This window comes from Pseudaeromonas sharmana (assembly GCF_042649925.1).
GTDB classification, from domain to species: Bacteria; Pseudomonadota; Gammaproteobacteria; order Enterobacterales; family Aeromonadaceae; genus Pseudaeromonas; species Pseudaeromonas sharmana.
The window spans coordinates 177,877-195,791 of sequence record NZ_JBHSAF010000002.1 but is presented as its reverse complement, the minus strand read 5'-3'; the positions used below and the strand labels follow the sequence as shown (position 1 = coordinate 195,791).

General features: G+C 55.1%; 19 protein-coding genes. 7 read left to right on the top strand and 12 right to left on the bottom strand.

The features are described from left to right. Positions 1-463 precede the first annotated feature (463 nt). Both mutH and ACFOSS_RS04390 read left to right on the top strand, forming a co-directional pair. Positions 464-1,132 carry a DNA mismatch repair endonuclease MutH gene (gene mutH / locus ACFOSS_RS04395; RefSeq protein ID WP_377150992.1) on the top strand — a complete coding sequence of 223 codons (669 nt, stop codon included), beginning with the start codon at positions 464-466 and terminating at the stop codon, positions 1,130-1,132. Positions 1,133-1,266: 134 nt separating this feature from the next. Beyond that, a complete protein-coding gene (locus ACFOSS_RS04390; protein ID WP_377150853.1) occupies positions 1,267-1,593 on the top strand; it encodes an isoamylase early set domain-containing protein in 327 nt (108 codons plus the stop codon). A gap of 75 nt (positions 1,594-1,668) precedes the next feature. Here the strand turns inward: ACFOSS_RS04390 and rplS are convergent, their stop codons facing one another. From rplS to ffh, 5 genes are all read right to left on the bottom strand, one after another. Then, entirely contained in the window at positions 1,669-2,016 is a 348-nt protein-coding gene (gene rplS / locus ACFOSS_RS04385) for a 50S ribosomal protein L19 (RefSeq protein WP_377150852.1), read from the bottom strand. 32 nt (positions 2,017-2,048) lie between these two features. Next, positions 2,049-2,798: a tRNA (guanosine(37)-N1)-methyltransferase TrmD gene (trmD, locus tag ACFOSS_RS04380; protein WP_377150851.1), complete on the bottom strand. Its 750-nt coding sequence runs from the start codon at positions 2,796-2,798 to the stop codon at positions 2,049-2,051. A 37-nt stretch (positions 2,799-2,835) separates the two neighbouring features. Further along, entirely contained in the window at positions 2,836-3,357 is a 522-nt protein-coding gene (gene rimM / locus ACFOSS_RS04375) for a ribosome maturation factor RimM (protein ID WP_377150849.1), read from the bottom strand. Between the two features lie 26 nt (positions 3,358-3,383). Continuing rightward, positions 3,384-3,635, bottom strand: coding sequence for a 30S ribosomal protein S16 (rpsP, locus tag ACFOSS_RS04370; RefSeq protein WP_377150848.1), 252 nt, complete (start codon positions 3,633-3,635; stop codon positions 3,384-3,386). A 180-nt stretch (positions 3,636-3,815) separates the two neighbouring features. Beyond that, positions 3,816-5,189, bottom strand: coding sequence for a signal recognition particle protein (gene ffh, locus ACFOSS_RS04365; RefSeq protein ID WP_377150847.1), 1,374 nt, complete (start codon positions 5,187-5,189; stop codon positions 3,816-3,818). A 143-nt stretch (positions 5,190-5,332) separates the two neighbouring features. Between ffh and ACFOSS_RS04360 the strand changes: the two genes are divergently transcribed. Beyond that, the gene (locus ACFOSS_RS04360) at positions 5,333-6,124 is read left to right on the top strand and encodes a cytochrome C assembly family protein (RefSeq protein WP_377150846.1); all 792 of its coding nucleotides are present in this window, start codon (positions 5,333-5,335) and stop codon (positions 6,122-6,124) included. A gap of 62 nt (positions 6,125-6,186) precedes the next feature. Further along, complete coding sequence (locus tag ACFOSS_RS04355; protein WP_377150845.1) at positions 6,187-7,446, top strand: HlyC/CorC family transporter; 1,260 nt, start codon at positions 6,187-6,189, stop codon at positions 7,444-7,446. Here the strand turns inward: ACFOSS_RS04355 and ACFOSS_RS04350 are convergent. From ACFOSS_RS04350 to ACFOSS_RS04325, 6 genes are all read right to left on the bottom strand, one after another. Continuing rightward, complete coding sequence (locus ACFOSS_RS04350; RefSeq protein ID WP_377150844.1) at positions 7,443-8,255, bottom strand: tetratricopeptide repeat protein; 813 nt, start codon at positions 8,253-8,255, stop codon at positions 7,443-7,445. The genes ACFOSS_RS04355 and ACFOSS_RS04350 overlap by 4 nt on opposite strands. 87 nt (positions 8,256-8,342) lie before the next feature. Continuing rightward, positions 8,343-9,284: a malate dehydrogenase gene (mdh, locus tag ACFOSS_RS04345; protein ID WP_377150843.1), complete on the bottom strand. Its 942-nt coding sequence runs from the start codon at positions 9,282-9,284 to the stop codon at positions 8,343-8,345. Between the two features lie 188 nt (positions 9,285-9,472). Beyond that, positions 9,473-10,150, bottom strand: coding sequence for an arginine ABC transporter permease ArtM (gene artM, locus ACFOSS_RS04340; protein ID WP_377150842.1), 678 nt, complete (start codon positions 10,148-10,150; stop codon positions 9,473-9,475). Beyond that, a complete protein-coding gene (gene artQ / locus ACFOSS_RS04335; RefSeq protein ID WP_377150841.1) occupies positions 10,140-10,859 on the bottom strand; it encodes an arginine ABC transporter permease ArtQ in 720 nt (239 codons plus the stop codon). The genes artM and artQ overlap by 11 nt, the downstream gene beginning before the upstream one ends. Before the next feature lie 6 nt (positions 10,860-10,865). Then, positions 10,866-11,603, bottom strand: coding sequence for a transporter substrate-binding domain-containing protein (locus tag ACFOSS_RS04330; RefSeq protein ID WP_377150840.1), 738 nt, complete (start codon positions 11,601-11,603; stop codon positions 10,866-10,868). A 36-nt stretch (positions 11,604-11,639) separates the two neighbouring features. Continuing rightward, positions 11,640-12,380: an ATP-binding cassette domain-containing protein gene (locus ACFOSS_RS04325; RefSeq protein ID WP_377150839.1), complete on the bottom strand. Its 741-nt coding sequence runs from the start codon at positions 12,378-12,380 to the stop codon at positions 11,640-11,642. A gap of 163 nt (positions 12,381-12,543) precedes the next feature. Here ACFOSS_RS04325 and argR point away from each other — a divergent pair, with 163 nt between their 5' ends. From argR to ACFOSS_RS04310, 3 genes are all read left to right on the top strand, one after another. Next, the gene (gene argR, locus ACFOSS_RS04320) at positions 12,544-13,014 is read left to right on the top strand and encodes a transcriptional regulator ArgR (protein ID WP_377150838.1); all 471 of its coding nucleotides are present in this window, start codon (positions 12,544-12,546) and stop codon (positions 13,012-13,014) included. 434 nt (positions 13,015-13,448) lie between these two features. After that, the gene (locus ACFOSS_RS04315; protein WP_377150837.1) at positions 13,449-15,425 is read left to right on the top strand and encodes a methyl-accepting chemotaxis protein; all 1,977 of its coding nucleotides are present in this window, start codon (positions 13,449-13,451) and stop codon (positions 15,423-15,425) included. An 11-nt stretch (positions 15,426-15,436) separates the two neighbouring features. Beyond that, entirely contained in the window at positions 15,437-16,786 is a 1,350-nt protein-coding gene (locus ACFOSS_RS04310) for an ABC transporter substrate-binding protein (RefSeq protein ID WP_377150835.1), read from the top strand. Between the two features lie 61 nt (positions 16,787-16,847). Here ACFOSS_RS04310 and ACFOSS_RS04305 read toward each other — a convergent pair whose 3' ends face one another. Next, positions 16,848-17,762 (bottom strand): Dyp-type peroxidase, encoded by a 915-nt coding sequence (locus ACFOSS_RS04305; RefSeq protein ID WP_377150991.1) that lies wholly within the window; start codon positions 17,760-17,762, stop codon positions 16,848-16,850. Between the last annotated feature and the right edge of the window lie 153 nt (positions 17,763-17,915).

Below are 17,915 nucleotides of genomic sequence, written 5' to 3'. Positions count from 1 at the left end.
CAAGAAATAACTGGCTAATACTTTGTGTCACCACTCATCTGCACAAATTCAATTCACAAAAAATAAAGCATACATATCAATAATTTAATGTGAGGATCATGGGATCTTGGCTCCTAGTGAGGGATCCAGAACTCGATCCAGACACTGTGCAGAACACCCAGTGATTGCTTTTCAACCAATCGAACTTTATCCACAAAACCTGCGCAAAGTCTCAGCATTAACCACGCGACATTTCTGTATTACTTCACAACGATGGCGAATTCCGACCCTGTTTTGAGCATGATAATCGAGTTATCCAATAAAGTTGTGGATAATTTTGTGTGTGACCTATGAACCAGGACTGTATAACGACAAACAATACGTAAAAACGTTATGATTCCGCGGGTTGGAGCCTGGGATGAGTAACCGTCTATTTTTCAGGCAATCTGTTCTATTTTTGTCAGAGGGTTCATTGTTGGCCGTCATTCCAGTCAGACCCGCATCAGTAGATGAGCTTGTAACGCGAGCGCAAAAACTCTCCGGTCGCACATTGGAGGAGCTAGCCACCGCCGCGGGTGTTCCAACCCCAACCAGCCTTAACCGTTCCAAGGGGTGGGTCGGACAGCTGTTGGAGTGGCATCTGGGCGCCAGCGCGGGTAGCAAACCAGAGCAGGACTTTCCGGAGCTGGGTGTTGAACTAAAAACCCTGCCAATTACAGCCGCTGGCAAACCATTGGAAAGTACATTCGTCTGCATTGCCCCCCTTACCGGCATTGCGGGTATGCAATGGGCCGCAAGTAATGTCTGTAATAAGCTCTCGTGTGTGTTATGGGTCCCTGTCGAAGCCAGCCCGACCATCCCCTTGGCGAAGCGGAGAATCGCAACCCCATTCCTGTGGTCACCTTCCAATGAGCAAGCCAAACTCCTGCGCCAGGATTGGGAAGAGCTAATGGAGATGATCGCCCTAGGAGAGATCGAATCCGTTACCGCACACCATGGCGAGGTTCTCCAACTGCGCCCGAAAGCGGCCAACGGGAGCGCCCTCACCCCAGCGATTGGACGCAATGGTCAGATCATTCAGACGCGGCCACGCGGCTTCTATCTGCGCAGTCATTTCACTCATTCGCTGCTGAAAGCGTTTTTCGGAATCTAGCCTAGTTTGTTATTGGTCAAACCAGCGGCATTTTCCGGTTATCAACTAGGCAAACTGGCTATTATTTGTTTTAAGATACTCATGGGGGGCCATGCCAGCCCGCCTTGTTGATACCGTCACGTCAAGGAGCATACATGCCTGTAACGAAGAAATTTCTGAAGAGCAAACCAGAAGTCCAAGTCACGTTCGAAGTCAGCAAAGAAGCAGCGCAATCGGCAGATCAGGTTTACCTGCTCGGTGAGTTTTCCGACTGGGAGCCGGTAGAACTGAAGAAAATGAAAACTGGCGTTTTCAAAACCACTGTCAACCTTTCCACGCTGGAGCAGGACAGTTATCAGTACCGGTTCCGTCTGGTGATGGATGATGGCAGCGAGAAGTTTGATAACGACTGGGATGCTGAAGCCTATGTGAGCAATCCGTTCGGTGGCGAAAACTCGCTGGTATCCGTCAGCCCCCAGTAAGCGAGCTGCAGCCGGCCATCCGATGCTGCAATAAAAAAGGCTCGCCAATGCGAGCCTTTTTCACAACCGAGCGAATCAGTTGAGCTTTTCGCGGATGCGAGCAGCCTTACCAGTCAGGTTGCGCAGGTAGTACAGCTTGGCGCGACGAACGTCACCACGACGCTTCAGCTCAACGCTGGCGATCAGCGGGCTGTGGGTCTGGAATACACGCTCAACGCCTTCGCCGTTGGAGATCTTGCGCACGGTGAATGCAGAGTGCAGACCACGGTTACGCTTGGCGATGACAACGCCTTCGAACGCCTGCAGACGCTCCTTGCCACCTTCCTTGACACGTACTTGTACACGAACGGTGTCACCCGGAGCAAATGCCGGGATATCAGTACGCAGTTGTTCTTGCTCGAGTTGCTTGATGATCTTGCTCATTGTCTCGTCCTACCTAGGGTAAACTGAAAACTCTACTGCTGTTCGCCATGTTGTTCGCGAACATACTGGGCAAGAAGATGTTCTTGCTCGTCAGTCAGAGCTAGGTTATGCAATAGTTCCGGTCTTCTGGACCAGGTTCTGCCCAAAGCTTGCTTAAGCCGCCATTGCCGTACTTCTTCATGCTTGCCGCTCAACAACACCTCGGGTACTGCCATGCCGTCCAAAATTTCCGGACGGGTGAAATGTGGATGATCCAGCAGTCCATCCGTAAAGGAGTCCTGCTCGGCACTCGCGATGTCACCCAGGACCCCTGGCACCAGACGCGAAACCGCATCGATCAGGATCATGGCCGGCAATTCGCCACCACTTAACACATAATCACCAACAGACCACTCTTCGTCGACATCTGTCTGGATCACACGTTCATCAATACCTTCATACCTGCCAGCTACCAGAATTAACTTCGGGTAACAAGCAAGCTCAGCGACCCCGGTCTGGGTCAGCTTGCGTCCTTGAGGCGAAAGATAAATCACTTTCGCTCCGGCTCCGGCCGCCTCACGCGCTGCGGCAATCGCATCGCGTAGTGGCTGCACCATCATCAGCATGCCTGGCCCACCACCATAGGGTCTATCATCGACCGTCCGGTGTTTATCGTGGGTGAAATCACGTGGATTCCAGCATTGCAGTTGCAGTAAGCCTTGCTTTGTGGCCCGGCCTGTCACTCCGTAGTCGGTAATGGCGCGGAACATCTCCGGGAAGAGGCTAATCACCCCAATCCACATAGGAACCTCCGGTAAACGCCGACGTCAGGAATGGAACTTAAAAATCCGGATCCCAATCGACTTCTATGGTTCTGTTGTCCAGATCAATCTTTTTGATGACCTGTCCCTCCAGAAAAGGAATCAATCGTTCCTTCATCCCATAGGCATCATTCAGTTTGGCTTTGACCACCAACACATCGTTGGAGCCAGTCTCCATCAGTTCGGTCACCTCACCCATCTGATATCCCGTCAGGTTCGCTACCTGGCAACCCACCAGGTCGCTCCAGTAATACTCACCTTCCGGCAGATCGGGCAATGCTTGCGGATTGATGGCAATATCAGCACCGGTCAATGCCTGGGCGTCTTCACGCTGGTCAATATTCTCCAGCTTGCAGACTAACCCGTTATTGTGACGTCGCCATCCGGTCACCCGGACCTCGCGCCACGTCCCCTGCTGAGCGATCAGCCAGGGAGTATATTCGAACAGGCTTTCCGCATCATCAGTGAAGGATTGCACCTTCAGCCAGCCTTTGATGCCGTAAACAGCGCCGAGGCGACCAACAACTACAGGCTTATCCACCATGACTCCTTCGCGGAACTCGAATATTAAGCAGCAGCCTTGGAGGCGTCTTTGATCAGCTTGGCAACGCGATCAGATACGCCGGCGCCTTGACCGATCCAATGTTGGATACGAGCCAGGTCCAGGTTCAGCTTCTCAGCTTGGCCAGAGGCCATCGGGTTGAAGAAGCCTACGCGCTCGATGAAACGACCATCACGAGCGAAACGGCCATCAGCCACAACTACTTGGTAAAACGGACGCTTCTTAGCGCCACCACGTTGCAAACGAATGGTTACCATATCGTCCTCATTAACTTGAAATGAACAAGGTTCGCAGAAACACGAACCCCAGCTTAAAATAAGCCGCGCAATTTTACTCACATCGCCGGCAATTGCAACCTGAACCGGCGCTTTTTAGCGCACCGGCCAAGCACAAACAGATTAAAAGTTAACCACAGCCTGCAGGCTGTCAACCGGCAATCAAAACGGTCCTCGTCCGAAGCCGCCGGGCGGCATCATGCCCTTCATGCCACTCATCAGCTTGCGCAGGCCACCTTTTCCGGAGATCTTTTTCATCATCCGTTGCATCTGATCAAACTGTTTGAGCAGGCGGTTTACATCCTGGATTTGGGTACCTGAACCAGCGGCGATACGGCGCTTGCGTGCGCCTTTGATGATGTCAGGATTGCGCCGTTCAGCGGGCGTCATGGAGCTGATGATCGCCTCCATCCGGTGCACGAGCTTATCATCCATCTTGTCTTTGACGTCATCCGGCAGGTTCGCGACACCCGGCAGCTTATCCAACATGCCCATCATGCCACCCATGCCACGCATCTGGGACAATTGCTCGCGGAAATCCTCCAGGTCGAATCCTTTGCCCTTTTGTACCTTTTGCGCCAACTTGGCCGCTTTTTCCTTATCGACCTTGCGCTCCATCTCCTCGATCAGCGACAACATGTCGCCCATACCGAGAATGCGTGACGCGATCCGATCCGGATGGAAAGGCTCGAGCGCGTCCGTTTTTTCACCGATACCGATGAACTTGATTGGCTTGCCCGTGATATGACGTACCGACAGCGCAGCCCCGCCCCGCGCGTCACCGTCAGCCTTGGTCAGTACCACGCCGGTCAAGGGCAGGGCCTCACTAAAGGCTCGCGCTGTATTGGCCGCATCCTGACCCGTCATTGCATCAACAACAAACAGGGTTTCAATCGGCTTGACGCTCTGGTGCAGATGCTGGATCTCAGCCATCATCTCGGCATCGACGTGCAGACGTCCCGCCGTGTCGACAATCAGAATATCGAAAAACTGTTTGCGAGCATGATCGATAGCGGCCTCGGCAATCGCCACCGGCTTCTGATCAGCCGAACTGGGGAAGAACTCGACACCGATGTCGACCGCCAGGGTCTGCAACTGTTTGATCGCCGCCGGGCGGTACACGTCAGCGCTGACCACCAGTACCTTCTTTTTTTGGCGCTCCTTGAGGTACTTGGCCAATTTGGCCACCGATGTGGTCTTACCCGCACCTTGCAGGCCCGCCATCAAGATTACGGCCGGAGGTTGCGTCGCCAGGTTCAGCGACTCGTTCGCCTCGCCCATCACGGCGATCAACTCGCCCTGTACAATCTTGATGAATGCCTGTCCAGGGCTCAGGCTCTTGTTGACCTCCTGCCCGACGGCACGCTCCTTGACCCGCGAGACAAACTCCTTGACCACTGGCAAGGCTACGTCAGCCTCCAACAGCGCCATGCGTACTTCACGCAGCGTTTCCTTGATATTGTCTTCGGTCAGGCGGCCACGGCCACTGACATTGCGCAGTGTCTTCGACAGACGCTCGGTAAGATTCTCAAACATGACCCATTCCAACCCTTGGCGTTATTGGCCCGCAGTATAGCGCAAAAAGACATCCAAACTTAAGCCTTGCTGGCAGCAGAGCACTCTGACGGATATACTTGGAGGCTCATCATATAATGGCCGCCAATTCAACAGATTACGCTATGGTCATCCCATCTTTGCTCTGTATGACATTTTATCTGCTGGCCAGCCTGGCGGCGTTGCGCCATCTGCTGGGAGCACAAAGCGCCAGCTGGGTGCTGTTCAGCCTGGCATGGAGCGCGATCGCACTCCATGCGGCCGGCCTCGCACAGGAAACCATGGCGCTGGAGCGCGCGCAGAATCTGAGCCTGCTGAACGTTGCCTCTGCGGTATCGTTACTCATTGCCGCCCTGATGAGTCTGAGCGTACGTCGATTCAATGGCTGGATTCTTCTGCCCGTCGCCTATGGTTTCGCGGCCCTGTTGCAAATCGCCAGCTCTGTGATGCCCACTCGCTATTTGATTCACCTTGAACAACGCCCCGAGTTGATGGTGCATATAGCATTGGCTCTGCTGGCGTTTTCGCTGCTGATGATGGCCAGCCTGTTCAGTCTGCTGCTCGCTTATCTGAATCACTATCTGAAGATTCGCAAGCGCCTGGGCCTGTTACCCCACTTGCCGCCGTTGCTCACAGTCGAACAGCGGATCTATCAGCTGATTCAGCTTGGCTTTTTGCTGCTGACGCTCTCTATTCTCTGCGGCTGGTTTTTTATTGATGAGATGTTTGCCCCTGAACAGAGACTAAAGGCTGTGCTGACCTTCGTCGCCTGGGCTCTGTATGCCGTGCTGTTATGGGGGCATTATCGCCATGGCTGGCGAGGCCGCCTGCTGATACTGCTCAGCCTATCGGGCAGTCTGCTATTGGTACTGGCCTATTTTGGCAGCCGTTTTCTCAATGAGTTCTGGCTTGGTTAACGACGCCCGGCAAAACACGACGACATTAGCCCGAATAGCCCGAAGAATGAGGACCTCACTGTTTGGATACTTTCTCCACCCAGGCTTTGTTGCTGACACTGCTGATACTTCTGCTGGTTTCTGCGTTTTTTTCCGCCTCAGAGACCGGCATGATGTCGCTGAACCGCTACAAACTGCGCCATCTGGTGAAAAGCCGGCACCGCGCAGCAATGCGAGTCGATCGACTATTACAGCGCCCGGACCGCTTACTGGGACTGATACTGTTTGGCAATAATCTGGTCAATATCCTGGCATCCTCGATTGCTACGGTGTTGGCCGTCCGGGTGTTTGGCGATTACGGGATTCTGGTTGCAACTACCATTTTGACCTTTGCCATCCTGATTTTCTCTGAAGTGACCCCCAAAACACTCGCCGCCATGAAGCCTGAACGGGTCGCCTACCCGGCATCCATACTGTTGCAGCTGTTGATGTGGCCTTTCTATCCTGTCGTTTGGTTGATCAATGCCATTGCCAACGGCTTGCTGGAAATGACTGGTGTCAAAGTGAAAAAGCCGGATGAAGCCCTCAACAGTGACGAACTGCGGACTGTACTCAACGAGTCCGCCAAGCTGATCCCATCCAGCCACCAGGAAATGTTGATGGGGGTGCTTGAGCTCGAACATGTCTCGGTCGAAGAGATCATGGTTCCCCGGGCCGATATTTACGCCATCAACATCAACGACGACTGGAAAACGATCCAGCGCCAACTGACGAATACGCCCCATACCAAAGTGTTGTTGTATCGGGACACGCTGGATGATGCCGTCGGCTTCATTCATGTTCGTGATGCCTTGCGATTGCTGACACGGGAGCAATTCCAGAAAGAGTCACTGCTACGCACCGTGCATGAGGTGTACTTCATCCCGGAGGGCACACCGCTACTGGTTCAGCTGATCAAGTTCCGCCGCAACAAGGAACGCATCGGACTGGTGGTTGATGAGTATGGCGACATCAAGGGATTAACAACGCTGGACGATATCCTCGAAGAGATCGTCGGCGACTTCACCACCAGCCTGGCCCCCAGCCCCCACGATGAAATTCATCCGCAAGAGGATGGTAGCTATCTGATCGAAGGCAGTGCCAACCTGCGGGAGATCAACAAGGAGTTGGACTGGAGCTTCAATACCGATGGTCCACGTACGCTGAATGGGCTGATACTCGAACACTTCGAAGACCTGCCGGAGGTCAATCGTGAAATGATGATTGCCGGTTACCGGATTGCCATCGTCGCGGTCGAGAACAACATGGTCAAGCTGGCCAGAGTGACACCGCCACGGCATTAATCCAGCGGGTATGCCTTGGCTCGACTGACAATGTTCGCAGGCATGCGTGCAGCCAGCTGGCGCAAAAGCTTGCTCGCCCGGGCATGCTGACCCGGGTCGGCAATCACAGTGTGATGCAACCAGCTGTAGGCCTCCTCATAGTCAAGCGGACTGCCCAGTCCGCGATTCAGCATCGCAACCCATTCCATGCGCGCTTCTGTGTAGCCCAACGCCGCTGCTTCATGCATTAACTGGACAGCCTGGCGCCGATCACGCTGCACATATTTCCCCTGATCGTAATATTGAGCCAGCCGCAACAGGGCAGCCGGCAAACCATGTTCGGCGGCAGACCACATATACTCAACCCCCAACGCCGCATCCTTCTCGACACAGGTGGCCGTCAACAGCATGTCGCCCCACAGATACTGGTAGGACGGTAACATCATCACCTTGGCTCTGGCTTCGATATCCGGGACCAGTTGGCACTGATCGGCGATCACGCGTTTCAGATGTTTATGTTGCGCAATCCAGTTCAGTAATTCGTCCTGGCCATAGAGTTGCAGGGTGGCCAAGGTTCCACCCCCGCTGGTCGACAGCACACTGACTGCCGCACTGGCAGCACTGGCCGCAGCCTGCTGCCTGGCCAATTCCGCTTTTTGCTCCTCGGTCAACGTCGCTACTTTCTTGGTGCCAGCAGCTCGCTCCGGATTGGCGCTGCTGGTCGCAGGGGCAAAGATATTCCCGGAAGGTTCGAAGATCTTGTCTTCAGCATGCGCCGTTGCTAACCACAACGGGATGAGACTCAGCAATACAGCAATCAATCGGTTCATAGGCGCCTCCGAACTGGATATCGGCATGCATCTCCTCTTCTTGAGAAAAAAACAGGGCCCTCAGGCCCCGATCGCTAGCACACAGAGTTATCCCTGCTGAACAAATTTGACTCCCAGCTCGATCTCTTCCCGCAGCGTCGGCAACATGCTGGTTAATTCATCCTGTTCCAACGCGCTTAAGGTGCCGTAGTCCATCACCTCTTCAATGCCGTTGACCCCAAGACGCACCGCCTGTGCAAAGAAACGGGCATGAGGGCTGCCACCCTCAACATAGGCGTATTCCACTATGCCTGGTTCACCTTGTCTGGCATGTACCAAGGACATACAAAAACGCAATCCGGCCTGCGCCATGGCCAAGGTTGCCGAGCCACCGCCAGCCTTGGCATTCACCACATCTGTACCGGCGTTTTGCACATGACGCGTCATTTCCAGCAACTCATCGTGGCTGAAGTGCTGCCCGACGACCTGAGAGAACAGCGGCAGTATCGTAGTACCACTGTGACCACCGATCACCGGGACAGTCAGCGAACCAGCCCGGCACTTCATTGCCCGGGCAACAAACGTCTCGGCACGCAAGACATCCAGCGTGGTGATACCGAACAATTTGCGCGGATTATAGACACCGGCCTGCTGCAACACCTCGGCTGCAATTGGAATGATGCTATTCACCGGATTGGTAATGATCGCCAGCATGGCATCCGGGCAAACCTGGGCACAGTGCCGGACCAGGTTCTTAATCACACCGGCATTGAATTTAAACAGATCTGAACGATCCATTCCTGGCTTGCGAGCGACACCGGCTGGAATGATTACCACATCTGCGCCGCGCAGCGCAGGAGTCGGATCCTCCCCGGCATACCCTTCGACCAGCACATCGGTCGGGATATGGCTCAAATCGACAGCCACACCCGGAGTCACGGGCGCCAGGTCATAGAGTGCCAGTTCAAAACCTGGCGGCAGGCGAGTTTTTAACAGCAAGGAGAGTGGCTGGCCGATGCCACCAGCAGCACCTAATACGACAAGTCTCATAGCGTGCTCCGTAGTCTGGGTCGAGAAAGGACAAAAAACTGCGGTTTAGCTTGAACATAGAATAAGGCTGGCGAGATGCCAGCCTGAACTTGCCGAACTGTGAAGCGTCAGACACAACAGGAAGCAAACCTGATAGCAACATCCTGGCAACAGATGCCGAGCAGGACGTTCGGCACTGACATAGGGGATTAATCGTGAGGAGCGAACGCTAACGCCCGACGCTCGACCCAGCGGAACAGCAACGTCAATGAGGCGTTCATCGTCAGATAAATCGCACCCGCCACGCCAAACACGCCCAGAGTGTCATACGTTTGAGCGTTCAAGCGTTGCGCTATTCCCATGATATCCATGATGGTAATGGTACTGGCCAACGAACTGCCTTTGAGCACCAGAATGACCTCATTTGAGTAACCGGGAACCACTCTGCGCATCGCATGACGCAACTTGATGCTGAGGGTTTGCCACTGGCTCATGCCGAGCGCCTTGCAGGCCAGAATCTCGCCTTTGGGGACCGCATCCAGAGCGCCCTTGAACAAGCGGGTGGAATAGGCCGCCGTGTTGAAGCCCAAGGCCAGCACGGCACAGAACCATGGCTCGCGCAGTACACTCCACAATGGGCTGGCCTTAACCCAGTCGAACTGGGCCGGGCCATAGTAAATCAGGAAAATCTGGACCAGCAGAGGCGTGCCGGTAAAACAGACCAAAAAAACCTCGACCAGTTGACGGGCAACAGGAATGCGACGATCGAGCAGCCAGGTCAAGCCCAACGCCAGCATGCCACCGAGCAGCAGGCTCATTAGCGTCAATTCGAGCGTGACGGCGAGACCGGACAACAATTCAGCCAGATACTCCACCTCAGCCTCCATAGCGGAACGAACGAGCACGCAAACGCGCTAATGCCCACCCGGTAACAAGGGTAATCAGCAAGTAAATCCCGCCGGCGAGCGCATACCAGGTGAAGGGGCCATGCTCGCTGGTCGGACTGGCAACAGCCAGTTGCGATTGTCGCATCAGGTCATTCACACCGATTAGCGATACCAGCGCTGTATCCTTCAGCAAGACCAGCCATTGATTACCCAACCCGGGCAAGGCATGCCGCCATGCCTGCGGCAGCACAATGCGGCGAAAACTATGTGCTGAGGGCAGCCCCAGCGCCAGCGCCGCATGACGTTGCCCCTTGGGAACAGCCTTGAGTGCCGCACGCAGTGTCTGCGTCGCATAGGAAGCAAACAGCAACGCCAGCGCCATCACCCCGCACCAGAACGGGCTCATTTCCACATAGCCCCACCCTGCCTGACACCATGCCTGTCCGGGCAACAGCGCCGCGCACCCCATGTTGATGCTGTCTGCTAACAAAAACAGCAACTGTGAGGACCCGAAATAAATGAACAGCACGACCAGTATTTCCGGCAATCCACGTATCAGGGTCGTCAGTGTGACCACAGGCCAGCGCAGCATGCGCCAACGCGACATCTCTGCGGCACTGAACAACAACGCCAGCCCCAGCCCGGCAACCAGCGATACGAGCGCAAGTCCGAGGGTCATCAGGGCAGCATCAAGCAGGAGTGACATCATGATCGCTTACTTGGCAAAGTACTTGTCGTACAGCTTTTGATAGGAACCATCGGCCTTGATGGCCGCCAGACCTTGATTCAGGCTGTCCAGCAAGGCCTTGTTGCCCTTGTTGACCGCCATGGCAAAACCGGCACCGAAGTACTTGGCATCGGTAACCGGCTTGCCGACCATCTGATAGCCAGGATGGCTCTTCAGCCACTCGGCGGCGACAGCGGTATCGGCAAAAACGGCATCCACGCGACCGCTGGTCAAATCCATCAGCGCATTTTGATAGCTGGCATAAGGCACGGCCTTCACATCCTTGTCCTTCAGCTGTTCAAGCAGATATGACTGGTGAGAGGTGCCATTCTGCACACCAATACTCTTACCGGCCAGTTGCTCGCTGGTCGTGAACTTGCTCTCTGCCGCCACGAATACCGCTGAATTTGCGTAGTAGATATCGCTAAAATCAACCTGCTTTGCCCGCTCTTCGGTGACATCCATCGCCGCAATGGCAACATCGAAACGGCGGAATTTCAAACTCGGAATCAGACTGTCAAACGCCTGATTGCTGAAAGTACAGGTGAGCTTGGCTGCAGCACATACCGCTTGCGCCAATTCGATGTCGAAACCGGCAAACTCATTCTTATCTGTCATGTACTCGAACGGGGGATAGGTGGCCTCAGTTGCAAACTTGACTTCGGTGGCCAAGGCCTGGACAGAGAACAGAGACATGGCCAGTGCGGCCGCATGGAACAGTTTCATAATCTACCTTCCTGGAATGTGATTGAGCTGTGGGTTTCAGTGTTGTAAAAACTCGGCAAACCGCCGGGTCTGGGGTTGCGCAAAATGACTCGCGGGGCCCATCTCGACGATCTCGCCCTGCTCCAGATAAATGAGTTGGGTTGCCACGCGTCGAGCAAACTCAACCTCGTGGGTCACCACAACCTGGGTGATTCCGGTATCACCCAGCTTACGGATAATATCGGCCACTTCCTTGGTTATCTCGGGATCCAGCGCGGCGGTCGGTTCATCAAACAGCAACACGGCGGGATCCATCATCAAGGCACGGGCAATGGCCACCCGCTGTTGTTGTCCACCGGACAGGCTCAACGGCCAGGCATCGCATTTTTCCGCCAGTTTCAATTGCGCAAGCAGGTAACCGGCCTTGTCTCTTGCCTCGCTACGGCTGAGCCCCAGCACTTTCATCGGCGCTTCCAGCAAGTTCTCCATCACCGAGAGGTGGGGCCACAAGTGATACTGCTGGAATACCATGCCAACTTTGCGGCGCAATGCTTGGGTCCGCTGCGCATAGTGACGCCCCGCTTGCGCCTCAGGAAAGGCAAAGGTCTCCCCCGCAATCGCCAGCTCGCCCTGATCCGGGGTATCCAGCAGATTCATCAGACGCAGTAGCGAACTCTTACCGGCGCCACTGGGGCCCAGCAGCACCAGGGTTTCACCGGCTCCGCAGCGAAAGCTGATCTCGCGCAGAATAGGGGTGCCATGCCAGGACTTAGAGATTCCTTTGAGTTCGATTCCCATCGTTGTTGCGGGCCTTTTATCCACAGTTTGCGCCGATTCTAGCCACCAAGGCAGTCAATGCAAGAATTTTGTGCATCCTTATGCAGAATTATCGGCTAATTCTTGAAAAAAAAGGCATATGGATGCAAAATTAAGCCTCGTATCAACAACATATTAGTTGGCTATGAAGCCCGGTGAAAAACAGGAACAGCTAATCAAGGCCTTCAAAGCCTTGCTGCGCGAGGAGCGTTTCGGTTCCCAAGCAGAAATTGTCACAGCCCTGCACGAGATGGGCTTTGAAAACATCAATCAATCCAAGGTCTCGCGGATGCTGAGCCGCTTTGGCGCCGTCCGTACACGGAACGCCAAGATGGAAATGGTCTACTGCCTGCCAGTGGAACTCGGCGTACCAACCATCAACAGCCCACTGAAAAACCTGGTGCTGGATGTCGATCACAACGGTTACTTGCTGGTGATTCATACCAGCCCGGGCGCGGCCCAGTTGATCGCCCGCATGCTGGATTCGCTCGGCAAGGCAGAAGGGATCCTCGGCACCATTGCAGGCGATGATACGATTTTCATCACGCCGACAGCCGAAACCGACATTGACGAGCTCTACGACTCAGTGCTGGAACTGTTCGAGCACGCAGGCTGATAACCGCTTGGCTTTCTGAAGCATTGGATTCAGAAAGCCGGGCAACGCCATGTCCTTAATCGCAGAAAAGTGCAATTTTGCTGCCTTGTTATCATATCCACGCCCAAGCGCTTATTTTTACCCACCAGATCGAACACCACATCTAGCTAACTGATTTAAAATAATTTTTTTCAGCCAATTATTTATTCTGCCTTTTTATTTTTACCTCCCCACGATTACTAGCCGCTTCAGCCCATCGTTAAGCTGTCGTTTTCATTCTTGCCGACTCAATTTTATAGTCAAAAGTGTCGCCCTCATCACGTAGAACCATTTTGTAACCTTTTTGCACCCCATTGGTAACGGTACCAGACGCAGGATGAACTAAACTCGCCTTGATACCGGGCCGAGCGTCAGCCTGCCCGGTTTGATTATTCACCTACCACAAGGATCCTCTGATGACGCTATCTATTGTTCAGCGCATATCAGCTGGCTTTGCCCTGTTGCTGCTGTTGCTGCTGGCCCTCGCCGGCATCAGTTACTTGCAAACGGCAAGTATTCACCAGAAATTGCTTCAGGTAACCGAACAAGCAACCCCGATGGCCTTTGCGGCCTCGGCGTTACAAGATGCACTGCAGCAAGCCAACCGCAGCGTCTGGCAACACGCCAGCAGTCGTGAACCCCAGGCGCTGGCTTCGGCAAAACAGGCATTCCAGAAGAGTCGGCAAGCGTATGCGGCCTCACAGGAACGGCTAGCCCGTTTCAATCTTGGCAGCGACAGCAATCGCTTGGTCCAACTGCAGCAACAATCCGAGCAACTGTTCAGCACCGCCAACCAGATGATGGATCTGCATGAGCGCCAAGTGCTGCTGGAAAACCGCCTCGATGCGATGCGCAAGGAATTTTTGCATCAGGGCGATGCCTATCGGGCGGCCGCCGATCTGCTGTTGCAGTTTACGGCCAACCGCCGTTCCTTGCGCAACAAGGCCGAACTGGTGACCAGTGGTCTGGCCAGAGACATTCGGCAAATTCAGCGCACCGATCTGAACACCGATTTACAGGCACTGGCCCAATTTCTGTCCAAAGACATCGAGATCGCCAATAAGCGCCTCGAATTGATTCAGGTGCCTGACGATGTGAAAGAGCGGCTGAGTCGAAACATCAACCGCGTCCAGCAGATGGCATTGAGCAATGACGGCCTCATCAGCCTGTTGCAACAGCACCAGACGTTGCAACAACAGCTGACACAGAGCGAACAACAACTGGCCAGCCTCTCGGAACAGCTGATCACGCATCTACAGACGCTGCAAAATCAGATCGAACAGGTCGTCAGTCGCGATAAACTGGAAGCCAGTCATGCCGTACAGGGTGCCATCTTCTGGATCCTGTTGGTTGCCGCCCTCTCCACCGCTGCAGCAGTGATTATCGCCTGGACATCCGCCCGCGGTATCCACCGGCCGCTGCTCCTGATCAACCGCGAACTCGCCATGATGGCCAGTGGGGATATGACCAGGCGCATCGGCTATCGCCGCCAGGACGAGTTTGGCGCCTTGTCACGCTCCATCGATCAATTAGCCGAGAACAGTGACCACCTGCTCAAGGAAATTCGATCAGGGGCCGATCATCTGGTCAGCGAGACCCGCAACACGGCTGCCATCAGTGAGCAGGCCATGTCACGGGTGCAGGCGCAGAAGAGTCAGACCGATCAGGTCGCAGCCGCCATTGCTGAGCTGGAGGTCAGTGCCACCGAGGTCGCCCGCTCCACTGACTTGTCTCGCAACGAAGTGGATCAGGCGCATCATGATGCCGCGCAAGGTCGCAATCTGGTGGTCGACAGCCGCCGCAAGATTGAGATGCTGGCGAACCAGATAGAAAATGCCGTGGAAATCACCCGCCAGCTCGATGGTTTCAGTGCCAATATCGGCAGTATTCTGGACGTCATTCGCGGCATTGCCGAACAGACCAACCTGCTGGCGCTGAATGCCGCGATTGAAGCCGCTCGCGCTGGAGATGCCGGCCGCGGCTTTGCCGTCGTCGCCGATGAAGTCCGGGCCCTGGCGAACCGAACCCAGCAGTCCACCGAAGAAATTCAATCGATGATCCACAACCTGCAAAACTCCAGCCAGGATGTCGTCAACGTGATGGGACGCAGCCATGATCAGACCCGTGAGTGTGTGGCGCTGACCCGTGATACAGAGTTGGCATTGCAGGCCATTGCCGAGCGCATGGCCGCCATCAAGGACATGAGTGATCAGGTCGCGCATGCGGCCGGCGAGCAGATCTCGGTCAGCCAGGGCGTGGCCCAGCACATTGCCAGTATTGCCGATGTAGCGCATGAAACCGAACAGGCATCGCGAGCGTCAGCCAACAGCAGCGATGTCCTGCTCGAGCTGGCCAACAAGCAACAAGCACTGATCGCCCGGTTCAAGGTGTAAAGGAGTTCACGATGCACAAACCATGCATAGCCCTGTTGCTGGGCCTTATCTCACTTCCGGCACTGAGTACGGAACTGGTTCTGGAAACCTGGCGAGTCGAGGATGCAGCGTTATGGAAAGAGAAAATTCTGCCCGCCTTCACGGCCAAGCATCCAGACATTCAGGTTCGTCTGCAGACCACACCCTCTGGCGAGTATGACCAGACGCTGCTGCAGCGCCTGGCCGAAAATAAAGCGGGAGACGTGATCACCTGCCGCCCATACGATGCGTCATTGCAGCTGTTCCAAAAAGGCTACCTTGAGGATCTGACGGATTTTTCCGGGATGGAGAATTTCCCGAGTTTTGCCCGTGCCGCCTGGCAAACCGATACCGGAGCTCAGACCTACTGCCTGCCAGTGGCTTCAGTGATCCAGGGGTTTTACTACAACAAGACCATTTTCAAAGAGTTAGGGCTGGACGAACCGAAAACTCGCGCCGATTTTTTTGCGGCGCTGGACAAGGTCAAGGCTGATGGTCGCTTTCAGCCCCTCGCTCTTGCCGCCCACGATAACTGGGTGATGTCGGAGCTGGGATTCCAGAATATTGGGCCTAACTACTGGAAAGGCGAAGACGGCCGCCTGGCGCTGATTGAAGGCAAGGCTCGTTTCACCGATGCGCCTTATCAAGCCGTGTATGAGGAACTGGCTCGCTGGCGTGACTACAGCGGCCCTAACCCGGCCGACGTAACGGAGCAACAAGCGGTTGCCATGTTTACCAGTGGCAAGGCGGCCATACTGCCAGCAGGCTCCTGGGCCATCGGCCAACTCAATGGCACCGTCGACTATGCGGCGTTTCCACCTCCGGTGGCTACCGCCGCAGACAACTGCTACTTCACCGACCATACCGACATGGGGATTGGCATCAACAGTCATAGCCAAAACAAAGAGGCTGCAAAAGTCCTGCTGGATTGGATGGCGTCAGCCGAGTTTGCCGAGCTCTACTCCAACGCCCTGCCCGGCTTCTTCTCGCTCTCCAGTCACTTCTTTGAGCTGAAGGATCCGGTGGCCAGCACCATGATGTCATGGCGCGACCGCTGCGACTCCACCATCCGCATTGCCGCGCAGATTCTGTCGCGTGGCACCCCGTCATTCAGTAGCCAGTTGAACGAGACAGCGCAACAGGTGGTGCTTGGGACCACGCCACCGGCGACCGCCACGGCGCTGTTGCAAGGCACACTGGAGACCTGGTTCGGGCCGCAGCAACAGGCGGCACTGGTAGGCAACAGCAATAATTGCATAGCCGCACCACTCGGTGGGGGCACCTCTGCCGCGACCGAGACCGCACCGCCGGCCTCGGCGGCCAGCGCCACCGCAACCCCCTAAAGCAACAGGGCCCGTTATGGGCCCTGTTGCTTTGTACCCTCCGCGGTTGAGCCGCGATGGGTTAACCGAGTTCACCACCTTGCTGCAAGAACGTCTCGGAAGGGGCAAAAAAGGCCGCCCCGGTTACGGGCCGGGTATAGCGCAGCAGGTGGTCAAAGTGTCCATTGCCATCGCCACAATACATGCTGGCCAACATGTCGTTGAAATGGGCAGGGGTATGACAGCAACTGATAAAGTACAGCCCCTGCTCCTCCAACGTCCCCCAGGGCATCGACTGACGCAGTATCTCTTTACTGCGGCCATCGGCATGTTTGAGATTGACGCGTTTGATATGACTGCTCAGCGGCTTGTCGGCAGAGGCATATTCGATGTTGTCTTGCTTGGTCCGGCCTATGGTATCTTCCTGTTCTTTGAGCGCCAGGCGTTGCCAATGTGTCATGTTATGAACAAAACGCTGGACATGCAGATAACTGCCGCCGGCAAAGGGGCCCTCGGCAATCAACGCCACTTCGCCCCTGTGTTCCCCCTGCGGATTCTCGGTGCCGTCAACAAAGCCCGTCAGATCACGATAATCCATAAAGCGGAAACCACGACACTCCTCACGCAATCTGACGCGTCCCCCCAGACGGGCCATCAAACGCTGCCCGGCCAGATGTAACACGTCGAAGCGATCCGCCCGGAATTGCACAAACAGATCAAACGGTGTCACTGCAGCTTGATAGTGTTCCGAAGAGCAAGACGGAAACGGCAGCAGTGACTCGGGCCGGTGGCGATACAATCGGTCCCACACCATGGCACCAATGGCCACCAGACCACTGAAGGCCGCATCCGGATAACTGTTCTCGAATTCCCGACACAGCTCAGGAAAATGAGCCAATGCCTGGCGCACCTCGTCCTCCTGACCTGCGGTAATATCAAACATCAAATAACTGGCATGCAGATTAGGCTCGGCGCATATACCGGTTTGCGCTTGCAACATCGGGTTCCTCCTCATGAGTCATCGTTCTGGCGACCACTATACGTGAAGAGCGTATCTGGAGGGTCAACTGAACACGACAGAGGCCAGAAAAGCACAAAAAAAGAGACCCTATCCGGGTCTCAAAAACAGGGCTGTCCAGTTTCCGAAGTC